The sequence below is a fragment of the Roseisolibacter agri genome (genome assembly GCF_030159095.1).
GTDB classification, from domain to species: domain Bacteria; phylum Gemmatimonadota; class Gemmatimonadetes; order Gemmatimonadales; family Gemmatimonadaceae; genus Roseisolibacter; species Roseisolibacter agri.
Genome location: NZ_BRXS01000001.1, coordinates 874,643 through 893,279, shown reverse-complemented (window position 1 = coordinate 893,279; position 18,637 = coordinate 874,643). Strand labels below are relative to the sequence as shown.

18 protein-coding genes are annotated in these 18,637 nt (G+C 74.7%); 15 read left to right on the top strand and 3 right to left on the bottom strand.

Translation table 11 applies throughout. From position 1 onward, the window contains the following. Positions 1-79 precede the first annotated feature (79 nt). The 14 genes from rosag_RS03625 (at position 80) to rosag_RS03560 (ending at position 12,734) form a co-directional block, all read left to right on the top strand. A complete protein-coding gene (locus rosag_RS03625) occupies positions 80-3,691 on the top strand; it encodes a DNA polymerase III subunit alpha (RefSeq protein ID WP_284348670.1) in 3,612 nt (1,203 codons plus the stop codon). 25 nt (positions 3,692-3,716) lie between these two features. Then, positions 3,717-4,649, top strand: a complete 933-nt coding sequence (locus rosag_RS03620; RefSeq protein ID WP_284348669.1) for an ROK family protein — start codon at positions 3,717-3,719, stop codon at positions 4,647-4,649. After that, positions 4,646-5,164 carry an O-acetyl-ADP-ribose deacetylase gene (locus tag rosag_RS03615; protein ID WP_284348668.1) on the top strand — a complete coding sequence of 173 codons (519 nt, stop codon included), beginning with the start codon at positions 4,646-4,648 and terminating at the stop codon, positions 5,162-5,164. The genes rosag_RS03620 and rosag_RS03615 overlap by 4 nt, the downstream gene beginning before the upstream one ends. Positions 5,165-5,201: 37 nt before the next feature. Next, on the top strand, positions 5,202-5,681 hold the full coding sequence (locus tag rosag_RS03610) for a DUF1579 family protein (protein WP_284348667.1): 480 nt from the start codon (positions 5,202-5,204) through the stop codon (positions 5,679-5,681). Further along, the gene (locus tag rosag_RS03605; protein ID WP_284348666.1) at positions 5,678-6,094 is read left to right on the top strand and encodes an acyl-CoA thioesterase; all 417 of its coding nucleotides are present in this window, start codon (positions 5,678-5,680) and stop codon (positions 6,092-6,094) included. Before rosag_RS03610 ends, rosag_RS03605 begins: the two co-directional genes overlap by 4 nt. Positions 6,095-6,096: 2 nt before the next feature. Next, positions 6,097-6,426: a hypothetical protein gene (locus rosag_RS03600; protein WP_284348665.1), complete on the top strand. Its 330-nt coding sequence runs from the start codon at positions 6,097-6,099 to the stop codon at positions 6,424-6,426. A gap of 61 nt (positions 6,427-6,487) precedes the next feature. Continuing rightward, entirely contained in the window at positions 6,488-7,066 is a 579-nt protein-coding gene (locus tag rosag_RS03595) for an RBBP9/YdeN family alpha/beta hydrolase (protein ID WP_284348664.1), read from the top strand. Positions 7,067-7,080: 14 nt separating this feature from the next. After that, positions 7,081-7,590, top strand: a complete 510-nt coding sequence (locus rosag_RS03590; RefSeq protein ID WP_284348663.1) for a GNAT family N-acetyltransferase — start codon at positions 7,081-7,083, stop codon at positions 7,588-7,590. Between the two features lie 37 nt (positions 7,591-7,627). Then, the gene (locus rosag_RS03585; RefSeq protein ID WP_284348662.1) at positions 7,628-7,993 is read left to right on the top strand and encodes a cupin domain-containing protein; all 366 of its coding nucleotides are present in this window, start codon (positions 7,628-7,630) and stop codon (positions 7,991-7,993) included. Between the two features lie 33 nt (positions 7,994-8,026). Continuing rightward, positions 8,027-9,160 carry a helix-turn-helix transcriptional regulator gene (locus rosag_RS03580; protein WP_284348661.1) on the top strand — a complete coding sequence of 378 codons (1,134 nt, stop codon included), beginning with the start codon at positions 8,027-8,029 and terminating at the stop codon, positions 9,158-9,160. Positions 9,161-9,294: 134 nt separating this feature from the next. Further along, positions 9,295-9,840 carry a YaeQ family protein gene (locus rosag_RS03575; protein WP_284348660.1) on the top strand — a complete coding sequence of 182 codons (546 nt, stop codon included), beginning with the start codon at positions 9,295-9,297 and terminating at the stop codon, positions 9,838-9,840. A gap of 119 nt (positions 9,841-9,959) precedes the next feature. Then, on the top strand, positions 9,960-11,327 hold the full coding sequence (locus tag rosag_RS03570; protein ID WP_284348659.1) for an HD-GYP domain-containing protein: 1,368 nt from the start codon (positions 9,960-9,962) through the stop codon (positions 11,325-11,327). Between the two features lie 118 nt (positions 11,328-11,445). Further along, the gene (locus rosag_RS03565; protein WP_284348658.1) at positions 11,446-12,171 is read left to right on the top strand and encodes a PEP-CTERM sorting domain-containing protein; all 726 of its coding nucleotides are present in this window, start codon (positions 11,446-11,448) and stop codon (positions 12,169-12,171) included. Positions 12,172-12,233: 62 nt separating this feature from the next. Further along, positions 12,234-12,734, top strand: coding sequence for a hypothetical protein (locus tag rosag_RS03560; RefSeq protein WP_284348657.1), 501 nt, complete (start codon positions 12,234-12,236; stop codon positions 12,732-12,734). Between the two features lie 236 nt (positions 12,735-12,970). Here the strand turns inward: rosag_RS03560 and rosag_RS03555 are convergent, their stop codons facing one another. From rosag_RS03555 to rosag_RS03545, 3 genes are read right to left on the bottom strand one after another with little or no spacing between them, the layout of a single operon-like run. Beyond that, a complete protein-coding gene (locus tag rosag_RS03555) occupies positions 12,971-14,314 on the bottom strand; it encodes an amidohydrolase family protein (protein WP_284348656.1) in 1,344 nt (447 codons plus the stop codon). Next, complete coding sequence (locus tag rosag_RS03550) at positions 14,314-15,717, bottom strand: amidohydrolase (RefSeq protein ID WP_284348655.1); 1,404 nt, start codon at positions 15,715-15,717, stop codon at positions 14,314-14,316. The genes rosag_RS03555 and rosag_RS03550 overlap by 1 nt, the downstream gene beginning before the upstream one ends. A gap of 5 nt (positions 15,718-15,722) precedes the next feature. Next, a complete protein-coding gene (locus rosag_RS03545; protein ID WP_284348654.1) occupies positions 15,723-17,474 on the bottom strand; it encodes an amidohydrolase family protein in 1,752 nt (583 codons plus the stop codon). A gap of 172 nt (positions 17,475-17,646) precedes the next feature. On the opposite strand from rosag_RS03545, the gene rosag_RS03540 reads away from it, so the two are divergent. After that, a complete protein-coding gene (locus rosag_RS03540; RefSeq protein WP_284348653.1) occupies positions 17,647-18,630 on the top strand; it encodes an MBL fold metallo-hydrolase in 984 nt (327 codons plus the stop codon). Positions 18,631-18,637 lie beyond the last annotated feature (7 nt).

The following is an 18,637-nucleotide window of genomic DNA, read 5'->3' as shown; positions in this document are numbered from 1 at the left end:
CGATACGGCGGAGGACGATACGGCGGAGGACGATGCAGCGGAGAACGGAAGGGCGCGATACGAGACGGCGGAACGGCGCGTGAGCTCCCAGCGCGAAGCATCCGCCCTCTCGTCTCACGCTTCATCGTCCTCCGCCCTTCCGTCCTCCGCCGCTCGGTCTTCCGCTTCATCAAGCTTCTACGAGTTGCACTGCCGCTCGGCGTTCTCGTTGCTCGACGGCGCATCGCTTCCCGAGATGCTGGTGGCGCGCGCGCTGGCGGTCGGGCTGCCGGGGCTCGCGCTCACCGACCGGCACGACCTGGGCGGCGTGGTGCGATTCGCGGAGGCGACGCGCGAGGCGGGGCTGGCGGGGATCGTGGGCGCGGAGATCGACGTCGCGTGGGACGACGACGGCGCCGACGCCGCGCCGCTCGTCCTGCTCGCGGAGTCGCGCGCCGGCTACGCCAACGTCTCGACCCTCGTCACGCGCGCGCGCATGGAGCGGCCGCGCGGGCGGCCGTGCGTGTCGTTCGCGGAGCTGGCCGCGCACGCGGGCGGCGTGTACGCGCTCACCGGCGGGCCACGCGGCCGCGTCCCCGCGCTGCTCGCGCACGGTCGCAGCGACGACGCGCGCCGCGCGCTCGGCCGCCTGCGCGACGCGTTCGACGGGCGCGTGGCGGTGGAGTGCTGGGACCACGGGCTGGCCGAGGAGCGCGCGCTCACGGCCGATCTCGTCGTGCTCGCGCGCGCGGTCGGCGCGCCGTGGGTGGTGGCGAACGACGTGCGCTACGCCGATCCCGGCGCGCGCGTCGCGCACGACGTGCTGTGCGCGCTGCGCCACGGGCGCCCGCTGGACGCGATGGGCACGCGCCTGCCGCCGAACGGCGAGTGGTACCTCAAGGGCCCGGCCGCCGTCGCGCGCCGCTGGCGCCACGCGCCCGAGGGCGTGCGCGAGAGCGTGGCGATCGCCGAGCGGTGCACGTTCCGCCTGGAGCAGCTGCGGCCCACGCTGCCGGCGTTCCCGCTGCCGCCGGGCGTCGACGCCGACACGTACCTGGCCGAGCTGGTGGAGACCCACGCGCGCGACCGGTGGGGCGAGGGCACGGGCACGCGGCGCACCGCCGCGCACGACCGGCAGCTGGCGCACGAGCTGGCGGTGATCCGGCGGCTGGGGCTCGCGGGCTACTTCCTGATCGTCTACGATATCGTGCGCTTCGCGCGCCGCGAGGGGATCCTCTGCCAGGGGCGCGGCTCCGCGGCCAACAGCGCGGTGTGCTACTGCCTGGGCATCACCGCGGTGGATCCCGTGGCGATGAACCTCCTGTTCGAGCGCTTCCTGAGCGAGGACCGGCAGGAGGCGCCCGACATCGACCTCGACTTCGCGCACCGCGAGCGCGAGCGCGTGATCCAGTACGTGTACGCGAAGTACGGGCGCGCGCACGCGGCGATGGTGTGCGAGCAGATCACGTGGCGCGGCCGCAGCGCGGTGCGCGACGCGGCGCGCGCGCTCGGCTTCTCGACCGCGCAGGGCGACGCGCTGAGCGCGTTCAGCGATCGCTTCTCCGCGCGGGCGACGGCGGACGCGCTGCGCGCGGGGCTGCCCGCGGCATCCGTCGCGCGCACGCTCGGCGACGGCATGGTGCGCGGCACCGAGGCCACCACGCGGGCGCGCGCCGTGAAGGACGCGGCACGGCGCGTCGTGGCGGCGCCGCTGGACGCACCGCGCGTCGAGCTGCCGTACGACCCCACGCGCGCCGACGTCCGCGGCACGCCCGCGCACGACGAGGCGCTGCGCCGCTTCCATGATGCGCGTGCCCAGGCGGCCACCGGCGCTCCGTGGCAGGATCCCCATGCCGCGCCCACGCCCGAGGAGCGCCGCAACCCCACGACCGCGGTGCTGCCGACCGCGCCCGCGCCGGAGAACGGCGTGCTCGCGCGCGCGGGGCTCGACGCGCGCGACCCGCGCGTGCGCGTGCTCGCCGACGTCGTCGACGGGCTGCATCAGCTGCCGCGCCACCGCTCCATCCACGTCGGCGGCTTCGTGCTGACGGCCGAGCCGCTGGCGACCGTCGTGCCGGTGGAGCCGGCGTCGATGCCGGGGCGCACCGTCATCCAGTGGGAGAAGGACGACCTCGATCCCGTGCGGCTGGTGAAGATCGACCTGCTCGGCCTCGGCATGCTGACGGTGCTGCAGGACTGCCTGCTGTACCTGCGCGGCACGCGCGGCCTGGCGCTCGACCTCGCGCAGCTCCCGACGGACGACCCCGACGTCTACGAGATGATGTGCCGCGCCGACACGATCGGCGTGTTCCAGATCGAGAGCCGCGCGCAGATGAACACGCTGCCGCGCCTGCAGCCGCGCTGCTTCTACGACCTCGTGGTGGAGGTGGCGCTCATCCGCCCGGGACCGATCCAGGGCGACATGGTGCATCCGTACCTGCGCCGCCGCGCCGGGCTGGAGGACGTGACGTTCCCGCACGAGTCGCTGCGGCCGGTGCTGGAGCGCACGATGGGCGTGCCGCTCTTCCAGGAGCAGGGGATGCAGGTCGCGATCGCGGCCGCGGGCTTCACGCCCGGCGAGGCCGACGCGCTGCGCCGCGCGATGGGGCACAAGCGCAGCCACGAGAAGATGGCGGAGATCTGCGAGAAGCTGGTCGCGGGGATGGCGCGCAACGGGATCCCGGAGGAGACCGCGCGAAGGATCTACAACCAGATCCATGCCTTCGCCGACTACGGCTTCCCCGAGAGCCACGCCGCCAGCTTCGCGCTGCTGGTCTACGCGTCGGCGTACATGAAGCACCACTACGCGCCGGAGTTCCTGTGCGCGCTGCTGAACGCGCAGCCGATGGGTTTCTACGCGCCGGGGACGCTGATCGAGGACGCGAAGCGGCATGGGGTGCGGGTGCTGCCGGTGGACGTCACGCGGTCGGCGTTCGACTCGACGTTCGAATCCGACCGCGGCGCGGCGCCCGCAGTCCGCCTGGGGCTACGACTCGTGCGCGGACTGGGAAGCCGGGCGCGCGCCCGACTGGAAGCGGCGGTCGCCAACGGCGCGTTCAGGTCCATCGACGATCTCGTCGCCCGCGCGGGGCTCGACCGGCGCGCGCTGCGCGTGCTCGCGGAGGCGGGCGCGCTCGACGCGTTCGTGCCCGACGAGCCGCAGCTGCGGCGGCGGCGCGCGGCCGTGTGGCGGCTGCTGGAGGCGGAGCGCGGCGACGCCGGCCCGCTGGCGCCGCGCGCGCGCACGCTCGACGTGCCGGCGGCCGTGCCCGCGATGACGCCCTACGAGCTGACCGAGGCCGACTACCGCGTCACCGGCGTCTCGCTCGTGGGCCACCCGATGGCGCACCTGCGCGAGCTGCTCGCGCCCAACGGCGTGCGCACCGCGCGCGCGGCCGTGCAGGACGGGCGCGACGGCGAGCTGGTGGCGGTCGCGGGGCTCGTCATCTGCCGGCAGCGGCCGGGCACCGCCAAGGGCTTCGTCTTCCTCACGCTCGAGGACGAGACGGGGACGATCAACGTCGTCATCAACCCGAAGCGCTTCGAGCGCGAGGCGCTGCTCATCTCGACGTCGCCGCTGCTGCTGATCCGCGGGCGGCTGCAGGTCGAGGGCACGGCGCCGCACGCCGTCGTCAACGTGCGCGCCGACCGCTTCCGCCGGCTGGAGGCGCCCGTGGGGGCCGAGCATGCGCGCGGCCACGACTTCCGCTGAGGGGGCGCGCGTGACAGGTTGGCGCATGCGCATCGGCATCGACCTGGGCGGCACCAAGATCGAGGCGATCGCGCTGTCGGACGCGGGCGCGATCACCGTCCGGCGGCGCGTGCCCACACCGCGCGACTACGCCGCCACGCTCGACGCGCTGGCCGGCATCGTCGCCGACGTCGAGCGCGAGGCGGGAGCGCGCGGCCGCGTCGGCATCGGCATCCCGGGCACCGTCGTGCCCGCGACGGGGCGCGTGAAGAACGCGAACTCCGTCTGCCTCAACGGCCAGCCGTTCCGCAGCGACCTCGAGGCGCGGCTCGGCCGCGAGGTGCGGCTGATGAACGACGCCAACTGCTTCGCGATCTCCGAGGCCGCCGACGGCGCCGCCGCGGGCGCGGACGTCGTCTTCGGCGTCATCCTCGGCACCGGCGTGGGCGGCGGGATCGTCGTGCACGGCCGCTGCCTGGTGGGCCCGAACCTCATCGCCGGCGAGTGGGGCCACAACCCGCTGCCGTGGCCCGCGCCCGACGAGACGCCCGGCCCGCCCTGCTACTGCGGCAAGCACGGGTGCATCGAGGCGTTCCTGTCGGGGCCCGCGTTCATGAAGGACCACGAGCGGCACACGGGCCAGGCGCTCACCAGCCGCGAGATCGAGCGCGCCGCCGCCGACGGCGAGCCTGCGGCCGTGGCGACGCTCGCGCGCTACCACGACCGCCTCGCGCGCAGCCTCGCCACCGTCATCGACGTCGTCGATCCCGACGTCGTCGTGCTGGGCGGCGGCATGTCCAACCTCGCGGGGCTCGCGGACGCGGTGACGGCGCGACTCCCGACGTACGTGTTCTCGGACACCGTGCTGACGCGCGTCGTGCGCAACCGGCACGGCGACTCCAGCGGCGTGCGCGGCGCGGCGTGGCTGTGGCCCGCGGGCGCGAACGCGGGCGCGAACGCGGGCGCGGGCGCCGCATGAGCGGCGCGCTGCGACTGCGCGCGAGCCGCGTCGACATCACGACGCTCGACGTCGACGCGATCGTCAACGCGGCCAATTCGGCCCTCATCCCCGGCGGCGGCGTGGACGGCGCCATCCACCGCGCGGCCGGTCCCGAGCTCGCGCGCGCGGGTGCGGCGATCGGCGGCTGCCCCACCGGCGAGGCGCGCATCACGCCCGGCTTCGGGCTGAAGGCGCGCCACGTGATCCACGCGGTCGGTCCCGTGTGGCAGGGCGGTGATGCCGGCGAGGCCGAGCTGCTGGCCGGGGCGTACCGGGCGTCGCTCGTGCTCGCGCGCGACCACGGCTGCGCGAGCGTCGCCTTCCCCGCCATCAGCACCGGCGTCTACGGCTACCCGCTGGAGGCGGCGACGCGCGTGGCCGTCGCCACCGTGCGCGCCTTCGCGCCGGAGGCGGGCGGGCTCGCGCTCGTGCACTTCGCCTGCTTCAGCGACGACGCCCTGGCCGCGTACCGCCGCGCGGGCGTCACCGACTGACGCGCGCCGCGACTCAACCTCCCACCCATCCCGTCCCATGAGCACCCCGACCGCCGCGACGCCGCTCGCCTCCCTCGCCGGCCGCTGGCGCGGCACGAGCCGGCTGTTCACGCCCTGGACGACGCCCGCCGAGCACGACTCCGACACGACGGCGGTGGTGACGCCCATCGGCCGCGGCAACTTCGTGACCGTCGCCTACACGTGGTCGCACGAGGGGAAGCCGTGCAACGGCCTGCTCTTCATCGGCCACGAGACGAAGCGCGAGGTGGCGCACGCGTCGTGGGTCGACTCGTGGCACCAGCACGAGCATCCGCTGACGTGCGTGGGCGAGGTCGACGCATCGGGCGCGCTGAGCGTGCGCGGCAGCTATCCCGCGCCCGAGGGGCCGCCCTGGAGCTGGCGCATCGCGATCGAGACGCCCGACGCCGCGACCTTCCGCATCCTGATGTACAACGTGACGCCCGAGGGCGAGGAGATGCCCGCCGTCGAGAGCCGCTACGCGCGCGACGACGCGTGACCGCTCCTCGCGACACGACGCCGCGCGTGCACCGCACCGCGGTGCAGATGCGCTTCGCCGACACCGATGCGCTGGGCCACGTCAACAACGGCAGCTTCGTCCTCTACGCCGAGACGGCGCGCCTGGAGTTCCTGGGCGCGCTGGGGGGCGCGGTGCAGTCGCTGATCCTCGCGCACCTCGCCATCGACTTCCGGCGGCAGGTGACGTTCGGCCAGACGGTGGTCGTGGACACGTGGGTCGAGCGCATCGGCCAGACGAGCGTCACCATCCTGCACGCGATCCGCGCGGACGACGCGGTGGCGGCCGAGGTGCGCTCGGTGGTGGTGTCGTTCGACTACGCGGCGCAGCGCCCGCGCCCCTGGACCGACGCCCAGCGCGCGGCGCTCGACGCCTACCGCGCCATCGGAGGCTGACCATGGACCTGCGCATCTGCCACGCGATCGCCGAGCGCGCCCTGCTGATGTTCGGCTACCGGGGCGCGGTGCGCGTCGTCGAGCCGCACCTGTACGGCCGCAACACGGCCGGCCACGACGCGCTCAGCGCCTGGATGCGCCCGGGCTGGAGCCGCACCGATCCGGACGGCGGCTGGCGCATGTTCCTCGTGGAGGAGCTGGACTCGCTGTCGCTGCTCCCCGAGCGCTTCGACGGCGCGCGCGCCGACTACAACCCGGGCGACCCGCACTTCGAGGAGGTGTACTGCCAGCTGCACGTCGCCCCGCTGTCGCCGCCGCCGCCGCCGGCGTAGGTTGGACGCGCCTCGCTCCCCCCTCGCTGGCCGTCCGTCCCTCCGCTCCACACCGCGCGCCGTGATCACCACGCTGATCCTGCCGGGCCTCTACGACTCGGGCCCCGAGCACTGGCAGAGCCACTGGGAGCGCGTGGATCCGAGCTGCCACCGCGTCGTGCAGGCCGACTGGGAGACGCCGCGCTGCGGGGACTGGGTGGCGACGCTCGACGCCGCGATCGGCGCCCATGCGACGCCCCACGGCGGACCGGTGACGCTCGTGGCCCACAGCGCGGCCTGCGCCATGGTGGCGCACTGGGCGCGCGACGCCGCGCCCGCCCAGCGGGCGCGCGTGCGCGGCGCGCTGCTGGTGGCGCCGTCGGATCCCGAGGGCCCGCGCTACCCCGCGGGCCCCACCGGCTTCGCGCCGATGCCGATGCGGCCGCTCCCCTTCCCCAGCATCGTCGTCGCGAGCCCGGACGACGAGTACGTGACGCCGGCGACGGCGCGCGCCTACGCCGACGCGTGGGGCAGCCGCTACGTCGAGCTCCCGCCGTGCGGGCACGTCAACAGCGCCAGCGGGCTCGGGATGTGGCCGACCGGCTACGCGCTGCTGGAGGAGCTGCGCGCGCTGCCCACGCGCGTGCACGCCACCGCCTGACGGCGCAGGCCCGCGTGCCGCGCTGCCGCGCGATGCGCGCCGAGGAGACGGACGCGGCGGCCGCGCTGGCGCAGCGCGTGTACGACGCGGCCATCGCGCCGCACGAGTCGCCCGAAGGCCGCGCGAGCTACGCGCGGTACGCCTCGCCCGAGGCGATGCGCGCCCGCGCCGCGAACCACGCGGTCACCGTCGCGGAGGAGGACGACGGCGCGCTGGTGGGCGTGCTGGAGGTGCGCGACGGCACGCACGTGTCGATGCTGTTCGTCGACCCGCGCTGCCAGCGCGCGGGCGTGGGCCGCGCGCTGCTGGGGCACGCCTTCGGGGCGCCGGAGGCGTGGCCCGCGCTGACCGTCAACAGCACGCCGGGCGCGGTGGATGCCTACGAGCGCCTGGGCTTCGTGGCGGAGGCGCCCGGCGAGGTGGTCGAGCGGAACGGGATCCGCTTCGTGCCCATGTGCCGCGCGGCCGGCGGCGCCGGCGGTGGTGCCGGCGGTGGCGCCGACGCGGCGGCGGTCGTACCCTGAGGAGCGCCCCTCCTCCTCTCCCCAGCCGGACGTTCGCATGCTCGTCCCCATCGACTTCGCGGCCGAGTTCGAGCGGCTCGCCGACTTCTGGTCGCCGCACGTCGTCGCCCGCGTCAACGACTCGTACGTCAAGGTCGCCAAGCTGCAGGGCGAGTTCGTGTGGCACGCGCACGCGGACGAGGACGAGCTGTTCCTCGTGATGCGCGGCCAGCTCGTGATCCAGCTCGAGGACGGCGAGGTCGTGCTCGGCCCCGGGCAGAGCGTGGTGGTGCCGCGCGGCGTGCGCCACAACCCGATGGCGGCCGAGGAGTGCTGGGTGGTGCTCGTGGAGCCGGTGGCCACGAAGCACACCGGCGACGTCGTCACCGACCGCACGCGCTCGATCGCCGAGCAGCTGGCCTGAGCCGCGGGTGGGCCGACGCCGAGCTGACGCGAGATGACGCTGCGCCTCACCAGCGACGACGCGCGCCGCCTGCGCGAGGCGACGGCGGCGCTGCTCGCGCCGCTGGCCGGCCCCGATCCGCGGGCGTGGTGGCGCGACGCGGAGGCGCGGCTGCACGCGCTCTTCCCGGGCGCCAACGCGATGCTGTCGATGCCGAACGGCACGCGGCTGCGCAACGACTCGCAGACGGTCGACCCGACGCAGCTGCAGCGCATGAACGAGATGTCGCGCGCCGATCCGCGCACGGGCTTCCATGGCAGCAGCGACCCGGCGAGCGCGTGGTTCAACCGCTACCGCCGCGCGCACGCGCTGGAGCTGTGGACGCTGGCCGAGGGCGGGGGCATCCTCGAGTCGCACGGCCACGACCTGCGGCGCAACACGGTCTACCACGAGGGGCTGGCGCCGGCGGGCTTCGCGGACTTCGTGTGCGCCGCGTCGCAGAACGACGCTGGCGAGATGTGGCTGACGGTCGGCTACCAGCGCCCGACCGCGCGGCGCCACTTCGACGACGAGCGCGAGGTCGTCGGCCTGCTGCTCCCCGCGCTGCAGGTCGCCCATCACGCGCTGGCGACGTTCGGCGCGCGCCGCTCGGCGCTGCTGGCGAGCCTCGACGCGATGGGCGACGCGCTGCTGGTGGTCGACGCCGACGGCCGCGCGCTGCACCACAACGCCGCGCTGCAGCGCGCGCTGGCCGGCGAGCCCGCGCGCGAGCAGGTGCTCGCGGCGATGCACGCGCTCGCGGCCGAGGTGCGCACGCTGCGCGGCCGCGCGGCCACGGCGCCCGTGATCCCCGCGCGCACCGTGCAGACCGCGCTCGCCCGCTACGCGCTGCGCGCCTCGCTCGCGCCGGCCGCGCTGTGGGGCGAGGAGGGGCTGGTGCAGGTGGCGCTCGACGCCGCGACGCCCGCGATCGTGACGCCTCCGCTCGCGATCCCCGACGCGCTGGGCCTCACCGCGCGCGAGGCCGAGGTGGCGCGGCTGCTCGCGCGCCGCCTCTCGAACGCCGAGGTGGCGGCGGCGCTGGGCGTCAGCGCGCACACGGCGCGGCACCACACGGAGCGGGTGATGCAGAAGCTCGGCGCGGCGCGACGCGCAGACGTCGCGGTTCGGTTGAGCGGAGGACCGTGAGGCGGAGGACGGAACGGCGGAGGACGATGGAGCGTGACACGGAAGCGCGGATCGGTGGACGCCTCATCGTTCCACGCCTTATCGTTCTCCGCGGTTTCGTTCTCCGCTCCACCGTCCTCCGCTTCGACACTTCCGTGGCCGTCTCCGCGACAGTCTATACGTTCGAAATCCAGCTCGCCCACGTCGACCGCGGCGTGTACGAGACGCTCGCGCTGCGCGTCGCGCGCCATCCGTCCGAGACGGAGGAGTACCTGCTGACCCGGGTGCTCGCCTACTGCCTGGAGTACCGCGAGGGGATCGCGTTCACGCGCGGGCTCGCCGAGCCGGACGAGCCGGCGGTCGAGGTGCGCGACCTGACGGGCACGCGGCAGGCGTGGATCGACATCGGCGCGCCCGACGCCGCGCGCCTGCACCGTGCGAGCAAGGCGGCGCCGCGCGTCGCGATCTACACGCACCGCGATCCCGCGCAGCTGCAGCGGCAGCTCGCCGGGGAGCGCATCCACCGCGCCGAGGCGGTGGAGCTGTGGGCGGTGGACCGCGAGCTGCTCGCCGCGCTGGCCGAGCGGCTGGATCGCCGCATGAAGCTCGACCTGTCGGTCACCGACGGGCACCTCTACATCGAGCTTGGCGGCGAGACGCTGGCGGGCGAGGTCGTGCGGCACCCGATCCAGACGGACTGACGACGGACCGACGCGCCGTTGCGGCGCGCCGTTGCGGTGCACCGAGGGGGGTCGTCCAGCGTGAGTCGCCCTCCCCTCTCATGCCCGCCTCGCGTCCCACGCCCCGCTCCGCGCCCGCCGTGCCGTACGCGCCCGGCGAGGCCCAGCTGTCGCTCTCGGAGGTCCTGACCGCGCTCTCGCACGCGCTGGACCTCACCGAGGGCCAGCCGTTCGGGCACACGGTGCGCACGTGCCTGATCGGGATGCGCCTGGCCGAGGAGCTGCCGATGCCGCTCGCGGACCGCTCGGCGCTGTACTACGCGCTGCTGCTGAAGGACGCCGGCTGCTCCAGCAACGCGGCGCGCATGACCGCGCTGTTCGGCGCCGACGACCGCGCCGTGAAGCCGCGGATGAAGATCGTCGACTGGCACCGCCGCTTCGGCCTCGCCGTCGAGACGTTCCGCTGCGCGAGCCTCGGCGGCTCGCTGCCGGCCAAGCTGCGACAGTTCGCGGCCATCGCGCGCTCGCCCGGCGTCACCCGCGACCTGATCCAGATCCGCTGCGATCGCGGCGCGGAGATCGCGCGGCGGCTCGGCTTTCCCGAGGGCACGGCCGCCGCGATCCACGGGCTGGACGAGCACTGGAACGGCGGCGGCTATCCCGCCGGGCTGCGCGGCCACGACATCCCGCTCGGCGCGCGCATCGCCAACCTCGCGCAGACGCTCGAGACGTTCGCGCGCACGCACGGCCCCGACCACGCCCTGCGCGTGCTGCGCGCCCGGCGCGGGACGTGGTTCGATCCCCGGCTGGTGGACCACGTGCAGGCGTGGCGCCGCGACGCCAAGTGGTGGGCGGCGCTGCGCGATCCGGACGCCGACGCGGCGGCCGCCGCGCTGGAGCCCGACGATCGCCGCCGCACGGTCGACGACACGGGCCTCGACGACATCGCGCGTGCGTTCGCCGAGATCATCGACGCCAAGTCGCCGTACACCTACCGCCACTCCACCAACGTCGCGCACTTCGCGGAGCGCATCGGCGCCGCGGCGGGCATGGACGCCGTCGCGTGCAAGCGGCTGTGGCGCGCGGGCATGCTGCACGACGTCGGGAAGCTCGGCGTGTCGAACAGCATCCTCGACAAGCAGGGACCGCTGACCGACGACGAGCGGCGCGCGGTGAACGAGCATCCGCGCTTCACGTGGGAGATCCTGACGCGCGTGCGCGCGTTCGCGGACTTCGCGCGGCCGGCCGCGCTGCACCACGAGAAGCTCGACGGCTCCGGCTATCCGTGGGGGCTGACGGGCGATGCGCTCGACCAGTCGGCACGCGTGATGGTCGTCGCCGACATCTACGAGGCACTCACCGCGGACCGTCCGTACCGCGCCGGCATGACGCCCGCGCAGGCGCTCGCCCTGCTGGCGAAGGACCGCGGCACGAAGATCTGCGCGCTGGCGCTCGATGCGCTCGACGCCGTCGTGACGGACGGCGAGGGGCACGCGCAGGCGGCCTGACGGGACGCTCACACGACGTGGTGCAGCTGCACTACGTCGCCGGACGCGGCCGACGCGACGTTGGCGGCAGACGGGCGCATCGTGCGGTGCGCCCCACGCGTCCCCAACCCCATCGTCGATGTCCGCCATCCGCCCCGCCCTCCGCGCGGGACTCGTCCTCCTGCTGACCGCCGCACCCGCGGCCGCGCAGGGCACCAACGCGCTCGCCACCAGCTACGACGGCACCAACACCTTCGCCGGCACGCTGTCGCAGGAGTTCACCGTCGGCGCCGCGCCCGTCCGCATCACCCGCTTCGGCGCCTTCGATGCCTCCACGCCCGGCGGCCAGGGCGTGCGCGACGGCTTCGCGGGCACGATCACCGTGCAGCTGTTCCAGCTGCTGCAGCGCGGGGCCGTGCCGTCGCAGGACGTGGTCGCCGCGTATGGCAGCGCGCTGACCTTCAGCGGAACGCAGGGCACGCTCGACGGCGCCTTCCGGTACCAGGCGCTCGCGGCGCCGCTCGAGCTGCCGGCGGGCTTCGTGGGCCGCATCGGCGCGTGGGGCTTCGTGGGCGCGGACCGCTACTTCAACGCCTTCGACGTCAGCCAGTCGGGGTTCGCCCGGATGACGACCGACGGCGGCGGTCTGCTCGACTTCGGCAGCGTGTACTACGCGGAGGCGCCGGGCGGCGTCCCGACGCTGCGCTCCGGCGATGGCAGCCCGGGGTGGTACGGCGCGGCCAGCTTCACCTTCGAGGCCGGCCGGGCCGCCGTCGTGACACCGGAGCCGGGCACGTGGGCGCTCCTCGGCACCGGGCTCGTGGCGATCGCGGGCATCGCCGCGCGACGCCGCCGCGCGGGCTGACGAACGGGCTGACGGACGCGAGCCGCTTGCGGCGTGGCCCGGGGCGTGCCCAGCGTTCGGGCATGCTCCGGTCCCTCCTTCTCGCGGGCGCCTGCGCGGCGCTCCCCCTCGCGCCGCTCGCTGCCCAGGCGCCGCAGCACGACGTGCGGTCGCTCGGCCCGGCGCGCGTCGCCCTGCAGGTCGGCGCCGGGACGCTCGGCACGCCCATCGGCTTCATCGCCGTCGGCGTGCTGACCGATCAGCTGTTCGAGAGCCTCGGCCGCGACGATCCGACCACGTCGAAGCTCTCGCTCGGCGCGGCGTACCTGGGCGGCGCGCTGGGTGCGGCCGCCGGGCCGGCGCTGGTGGGCGCGCGCGGCCCCGGCAGCGGGAAGTATCTCGCCGGCGTCGGCGGCGCCGCGGTGGGCGGGCTGGCCAGCTGGGCGATCGTGCGGCTGGTGGACCGCGACGGCGACGAGCCGCCGCGCGGCGGGCGCATCACGAGCACACTCGCCGGCATCGCCGTGACCGTGCTGCCGAGCGTGGGCGCGACGATCGGGTACAACCTCAGTCGACGGCCCTGAACGGCGCTGCAGGCTGCGGATCCTGAACTGCGAACTGCAGCAAGGATGAACATCTGAGAAGGTCTGATAACGACGGATGGCTCCGCGTGGTGCGACGTCACTCGTCGGCCACATGGAGCCATCCGTCGTTATCAGACCTTATCCGATCTTATCCTTGCAAATGCCGTTCGGGCCCGGCGAGACGGTTTGAGGATCGCTGCTTCAGAATCCGCAACCCGCAGCCCGCAGCCGTGCCATCACGGCCGGTCCTTGAACCGGTCGTTGAGGTCCGTGTGCTTGCTCTCCAGCGGCACCGGGCGGCCGTCGATGAAGAGGTGCTTCGTCTGCGTCCGCGCCTCCAGCAGGTCGCCGTCGGTGACGACGAGGTTCGCGACCTTGCCGACCTCGATCGAGCCGAGGCGGCTGCCGATGCCGAGGATCTGCGCGGGCCAGAGCGTGACCGACTTCAACGCGTCCGCCTTCGAGAGCCCGAACGCCGCCGCCATGCCCGCCGTGTACGGGAGGTTGCGCGCCTCCGCGCCCTGGTCGCCCGACGTGATCGCGAAGCGCACGCCCGCCGCGGCCAGCTTGGACGGCGCCCCGAAGTTCACGTCGTACGGGTCGTCCTCGCGCGACGGCAGATCCATGACGCTGCTCAGCAGCACCGGCACGTCCTTCTGCTTCAGCAGCGACGCCACCTGCCACGCGTCGCGGCCGCCGACGATGATCGGCTTGAGCTTCATCTCGTCCGCGAACGCGATCGCCTCGCGGATGTCGGCCGCGCGGTCGGCGATGAACAGCACCGGCATCTGCCCGCGCGCCGCCGCCACCAGCGAGGCCAGCACGACGTCCTGCTTCGGCCGCGGCAGCGAGCGGTCCTTCGCGTACGCGTCCTGCACGTTCTGGTAGGCGTCCGCGTCGCGCAGCATCGCGCGCAGGCTGTCGAGCTGGCGCGTGCGCGTGCGCGCGACGTCCTGCTGGTTGCCCGCCGTCTGGAACGCGAAGCCGCCGCCGAAGCGCCCGCCGCCGAAGCCCGAGCGCGGCAGCTCGATCACGAGGCCCGCGCGCTGCACGAGGTTCATCTCGGGCACCGTGGAGCCGGCGAGGTTGAGCAGCGCCGCCTGCCCCGCGATCACGCCGCCGCTGGGGCGCGTGAGCACGTGCGTGATGCCGACCACGCGCGTGACGCCGATGTGCGCGCTCTGCGGGTTGACGCCGTAGTACGCCTGCGCGTTCGGGTTGAACGTGCCGACCTCGCTCGCGTCGACGGTCGCCGGCGCGCCCTGCGGGATCTCCGAGAGGCCGAGCGACGTGCCGGCGTCCATCATGCCGGGATACACCGTGAGCCCCGCGCCGTCGATCACGGTCGCGCCGGACGGCACCGCGGCGTCCGCGCCGACGGCCGCGATCTTCCCGCCGCTGATGACGACGGTGCCGCTGGCGATCTCGGGGCCCGAGACGGTGACGATGCGCGCGCCGCGGATCGCGAACGTGCCCTGCGGGCCCGGCGGCGGATTGTAGGAGCCGAGCTGCGCGGAGAGCGCCGCGGGCGCGAGGACGGCGGCGAGCAGCGCGGCCGTCGACGTGTAGATGCGCGGCATCAGCGGCGCTCCTCGTTCGGGATGAAGGGCTGGGCGGGGCGCTGCTGGCGCGCGGGCGTCTGCTGCTCGGCGCGCTCCAGCTGCTGCCGCTCGCGCGCCTTGGCGTCGCGCTCGGCGATGTCCTTCTGGCGGTCGAAGAACAGCTCCCCGTCGATGTAGGTCCGGTCGACGTTGGCGTAGACGCTGAGCGGGTGCGCGCTCCAGAGCGCGACGTCGGCGTCCTTGCCGACCTCGATCGACCCGACGCGGTCCTGCACGCCGAGCTGGATCGCGCCGTTGTACGTGATCGTCTTCAGCGCCTCCTCCTCCGTCAGCCCGCCGTACTTCATGAGCTTCGCGGCGTCGACGTTCAGGCGCCGCACGCGCTCGTCGGAGTCGGAGTTGATCGTCGTCACGACGCCCTTCCGCGTCAGGATGGCGACGTTGTACGGGATCGCGTCGTACGCCTCGATCTTGTACGACCAGCTGTCGGCGAACGTCGACAGGCCCGCGCCGTGCTTGGCGATCTCGGAGGCGATCTTGTAGCCCTCCAGGCCGTGCTGCAGCGTCTTGACCTTGAACCCGAACTCGTCGGCGAGGTTGAGCAGCATCAGCATCTCGTCGCCGCGGTACGAGTGCGCGTGCACGAGGCGCTTGCCCTCCAGCACCTCCACCAGCGGCTCGAGCTCCAGGTCGCGGCGCGGCGCCACGCCCTTGCTCCCGCCGCGGCGGTAGTCGTCCCACGACGCCTTGTAGTCGCGGGCGCGCGTGAACGCGTCGCGCAACACCTCCTCCTGGCCCATGCGCGACGTCGGGTAGCGCGCCGGCGGGCCGCCCGGGAGCGACGTGCGGCTCTTGCGCGTGACGTTCTCGCCGAGCGCGAACTTGATCCCCGGCGGCGCGCCCGGGAACACCATCTCGTCGGCCTCGCGGCCGTACTTCAGCTTCACGGTCGCGTTCTGCCCGCCGATCGTGTTGGCGGAGCCGTGCAGGATGTTGATCGTCGTCACACCGCCGGCCAGCGCGCGATAGACGTTGATCGCGGTCGGGTTCAGCACGTCCGTGATCCGCACCATCGACGTCACCGAGAGCGAGCCCTCGTTGATGGCGTCGCTCATCATGTGCGAGTGCGGGTCGATGATGCCCGGCATCAGGAACTTGCCCGTCGCGTCGACGACGGTGGCGCCCGCGGGCGCCTGCAGGTTCTGCCCGACGCGCGCGATCTTGCCGTTCTGCAGCAGGACGTCGGTGTTCTGGAGCGTCCCCTTCGTGACCGTGAGGACGGTGGCGTTCTTGATCAGCGTCGGGCCCTTGGACGCGACGGGCGCGGCCTGCGCGGCGAGCATCGCCGGGGCGAGGGCCGCCAGCGCGGCGAGCGAGCGCGTGACGGTGCGCGGCAGGATCGGATTCATGGGGAGTCGCATGGCGGTCAGTCCTGCGGCGGCGTGGTGGGACGCGGGCGCTGCCCGCCCGGAGTGCCGGCGCCGCCGTTCGGCGGGCCGCCGCGGCCCGGGCGCGTGCCGTTGAAGGTGCCCGGCTCGTGGCCGACGATCGTCACGCGGCCGCGGATGGCGTTGCCCTCCAGCGTGCCCGTGAACGTCGCCTCCTCGGTCCCCTCCTTGAGCGTGATCGGCGCGGTGAAGCGCAGCGCGCCGTCGGCGCCGATGGAGCCGTTCGTCAGCTCCGCGGTCCCGAGGTCGCCCTGCATCTGGCCGAGCAGCCGCTCGCCCTCCTGCCGCAGCGTGAACGTCACGGCGTGGCTCTGGTTGTCGAGCGCCACGGTCGCCGTCCACGCGCCGGCCGCGGTCGCGGCGCCGTCGCCCGCGGGCGTCGCGGCGCGCACGGTCACCGGCCTGCCGTCGATGAACAGCTGCGCCACGCGCGCGCCGCTCGTGCCCAGCGCGCCGCGCATCAGCGTCAGGTTCGCGATCTTGCCGACCTCGATGCTCCCCAGCCGGTCGTCGACGCCGAGGATCTGCGCCGGCGCGAGCGTCAGCGCGCGCGCGGCCTGGTCGGCCGTCAGCCCCGCCTCCACCGCCTTCTGCACGTTGCCGAGGAACTCGGTGCCGTTCGTGAGGCCGCCCGACTGCAGCGCGAAGCGCACGCCCGCCTGCTGCAGGCGCGACGCCACGCGCGGCGCCTCGGCGCGCTCGCGCAGCACGCGCAGCGGCTCCGGGTCGGCGTCGGCGCTCTGCGTCGTCGGGCGCTTCGGGAAGTTGGCCGACAGCAGCACCGGCACGTTCTCCGCCTTCAGGCGATCGGCCACCAGGTGCGCCTCGGCGCCGCCGGCGATGATCGCGCGCAGGTTGAACTCCTTCGCCAGGTCCAGCGCGCGCTCGATCTCGCGCTTGCTGTCCGCACGCATGACGACGGGCTGCGTGCGCGCTAGCACCGGCTGCAGCGCGTCCATCGCCGCGTCGAACGTCGGGCGGTTCATGCCGCGCGGGTTGCGCGCGTAGGCGGCCTGCTCGTCGCGGTAGTGCTGCGCGTCCAGCAGCATCTGCCGCAGCGCGCTGAACACGCCGAGCAGCGAGTTGGGGTAGCCGCCGCCGCGCACGGGCGTGAAGCCGACGTGCTGCGCGACGGGCGCCTTCACCACCAGCGCCGACGCGTCGTCGCCGAGCGTGATGAGCGCGCTCTGGCCCTGCAGGATGCCGCTGGCGGGCGCCGTCAGCGCCGCCGTGATCCCGCCAGCCTGCGCGTTGCCGAAGGCGTCCGCGTCCACGCGCAGCAGGTCCACCGCCGTGGCCTCCGGCGTGAGGCCGACGGGATGCACCACCAGCCGGCCGGCCGTCGACGCGGGCGTCGCCGCGGCGCCGAAGGCGGCCAGGCCGCCGCCACCACCGCCACCACCGCCCTGGCCCGCCGCGCGCGCCGGCGCGGTGCCGAGGGTCGACTGGCCGTCGATGAAGCCGGGATAGACGGTCAGGCCGGCGCCGTCGATGACGCGCGCGTCGGCGGGCACGGACACGCCGGCGCCGAGGGCGGCGATCAGCCCGTTGCGCACCACGATCGTCCCGCGCTCGATGGCGGGGCCGCTGACCGGCACCAGCCGCGCGTTGGTGATCGCGTACGTGGAGGGGATGGCGCGCGGGCTGGAGGGCTGCGCGGCGAGCGGCAGGGCCGCACCGACCGCGCCGGCCGCGCCGAGCACGCGCGCGAGGCGGGAGAGCAACGCCATGGAGGGGACTCCTGGGATGGGCGTCCGGGCCGGGCGCACGAGGCGGCCGGCCGGATCGGGGACGGGATCGTCCCGAGTACGGGGGGGCGTGGCGGACCGTTGGCGCCGGTCGTCCTTCCGTGGCACCGGGCCGCAGCGCGCGGTACGATGCGGGCGGCCCCCGTCTCTCGCCATGCCCCCCTCCCCCTCCCTGCTCTCCCGCCGCGACTTCCTCGCCGGCGCCTCGTGCGCCGCGCACCTGGCGCTCGCCGGCGCGCTGGTCCCCCGCGCCCTGCGCGCCGCGCTCTGGACGCAGCCCGCGGGGCGCGTCGTCGCGCGCGAGCCGTTCGGGGCGCTGGAGCAGGTGGGCGAGGGCGTGTGGGCGCTGATCTCGACGCCGTTCGGCGGCGACCGCACCACGCTCGCCAACGGCGGCATCGTCGCGGGCCGCAGCGGCGTGCTGGCGATCGAGGGGTTCAACACGCCCGCGGGCGCGCGCTGGCTGGCCGAGCGCGCGCGCGAGCTGACGGGCCGCTGGCCGACGCACGCGGTGCTCACGCACTTCCACGCCGACCACGCCAACGGCGTCGCCGGCTACGTGGGCGCCCACACCAGCGGCGCGCGCTGCGCGATCCACGCGACGGCCGCCACCCGCGACGCGGTCGTCGCGCGCAACCAGCCCGCCGACGCCTCGCGCGAGGCCGCGCTGCGCGAGTGCGTGCTGCTGCCGTCGGGCGAGGGGACGACGCTGGACCTCGGCGGCCGCAGCGTGCGCATCACGCCGCGCGCCGCGCACACCGCGAGCGACGTCGCCATCGAGGTCGACGATCCGCGCGTGGTGTTCGGCGGCGACCTGCTGTGGAACGGCGTCTTCCCGAACTACGTGGATGCGACGGCGTCGCGCCTCGCGTCCGCCGCGCACGCGCTGCGCCGCCCCGATCCCGTCGTCTACGTGCCGGGGCACGGCCCGCTCGCGCGCCGCGCGGAGTTCGAGCGCTACGTCGCGCTGCTGGACGAGGTGGAGCGCGCTGCCCGCGCCGCGCACGCGCGCGGCCTCCCGGTCGCCGCCGCCGCGGCCACCTTCGCGCTCCCGCCGACGCTCGGCGAGTGGACGCTGTTCAACCGGGTGTTCTTCGAGCGCGCATTCGCGGCCTGGTACCGCGAGCTGGGACTCTGACGCGCGT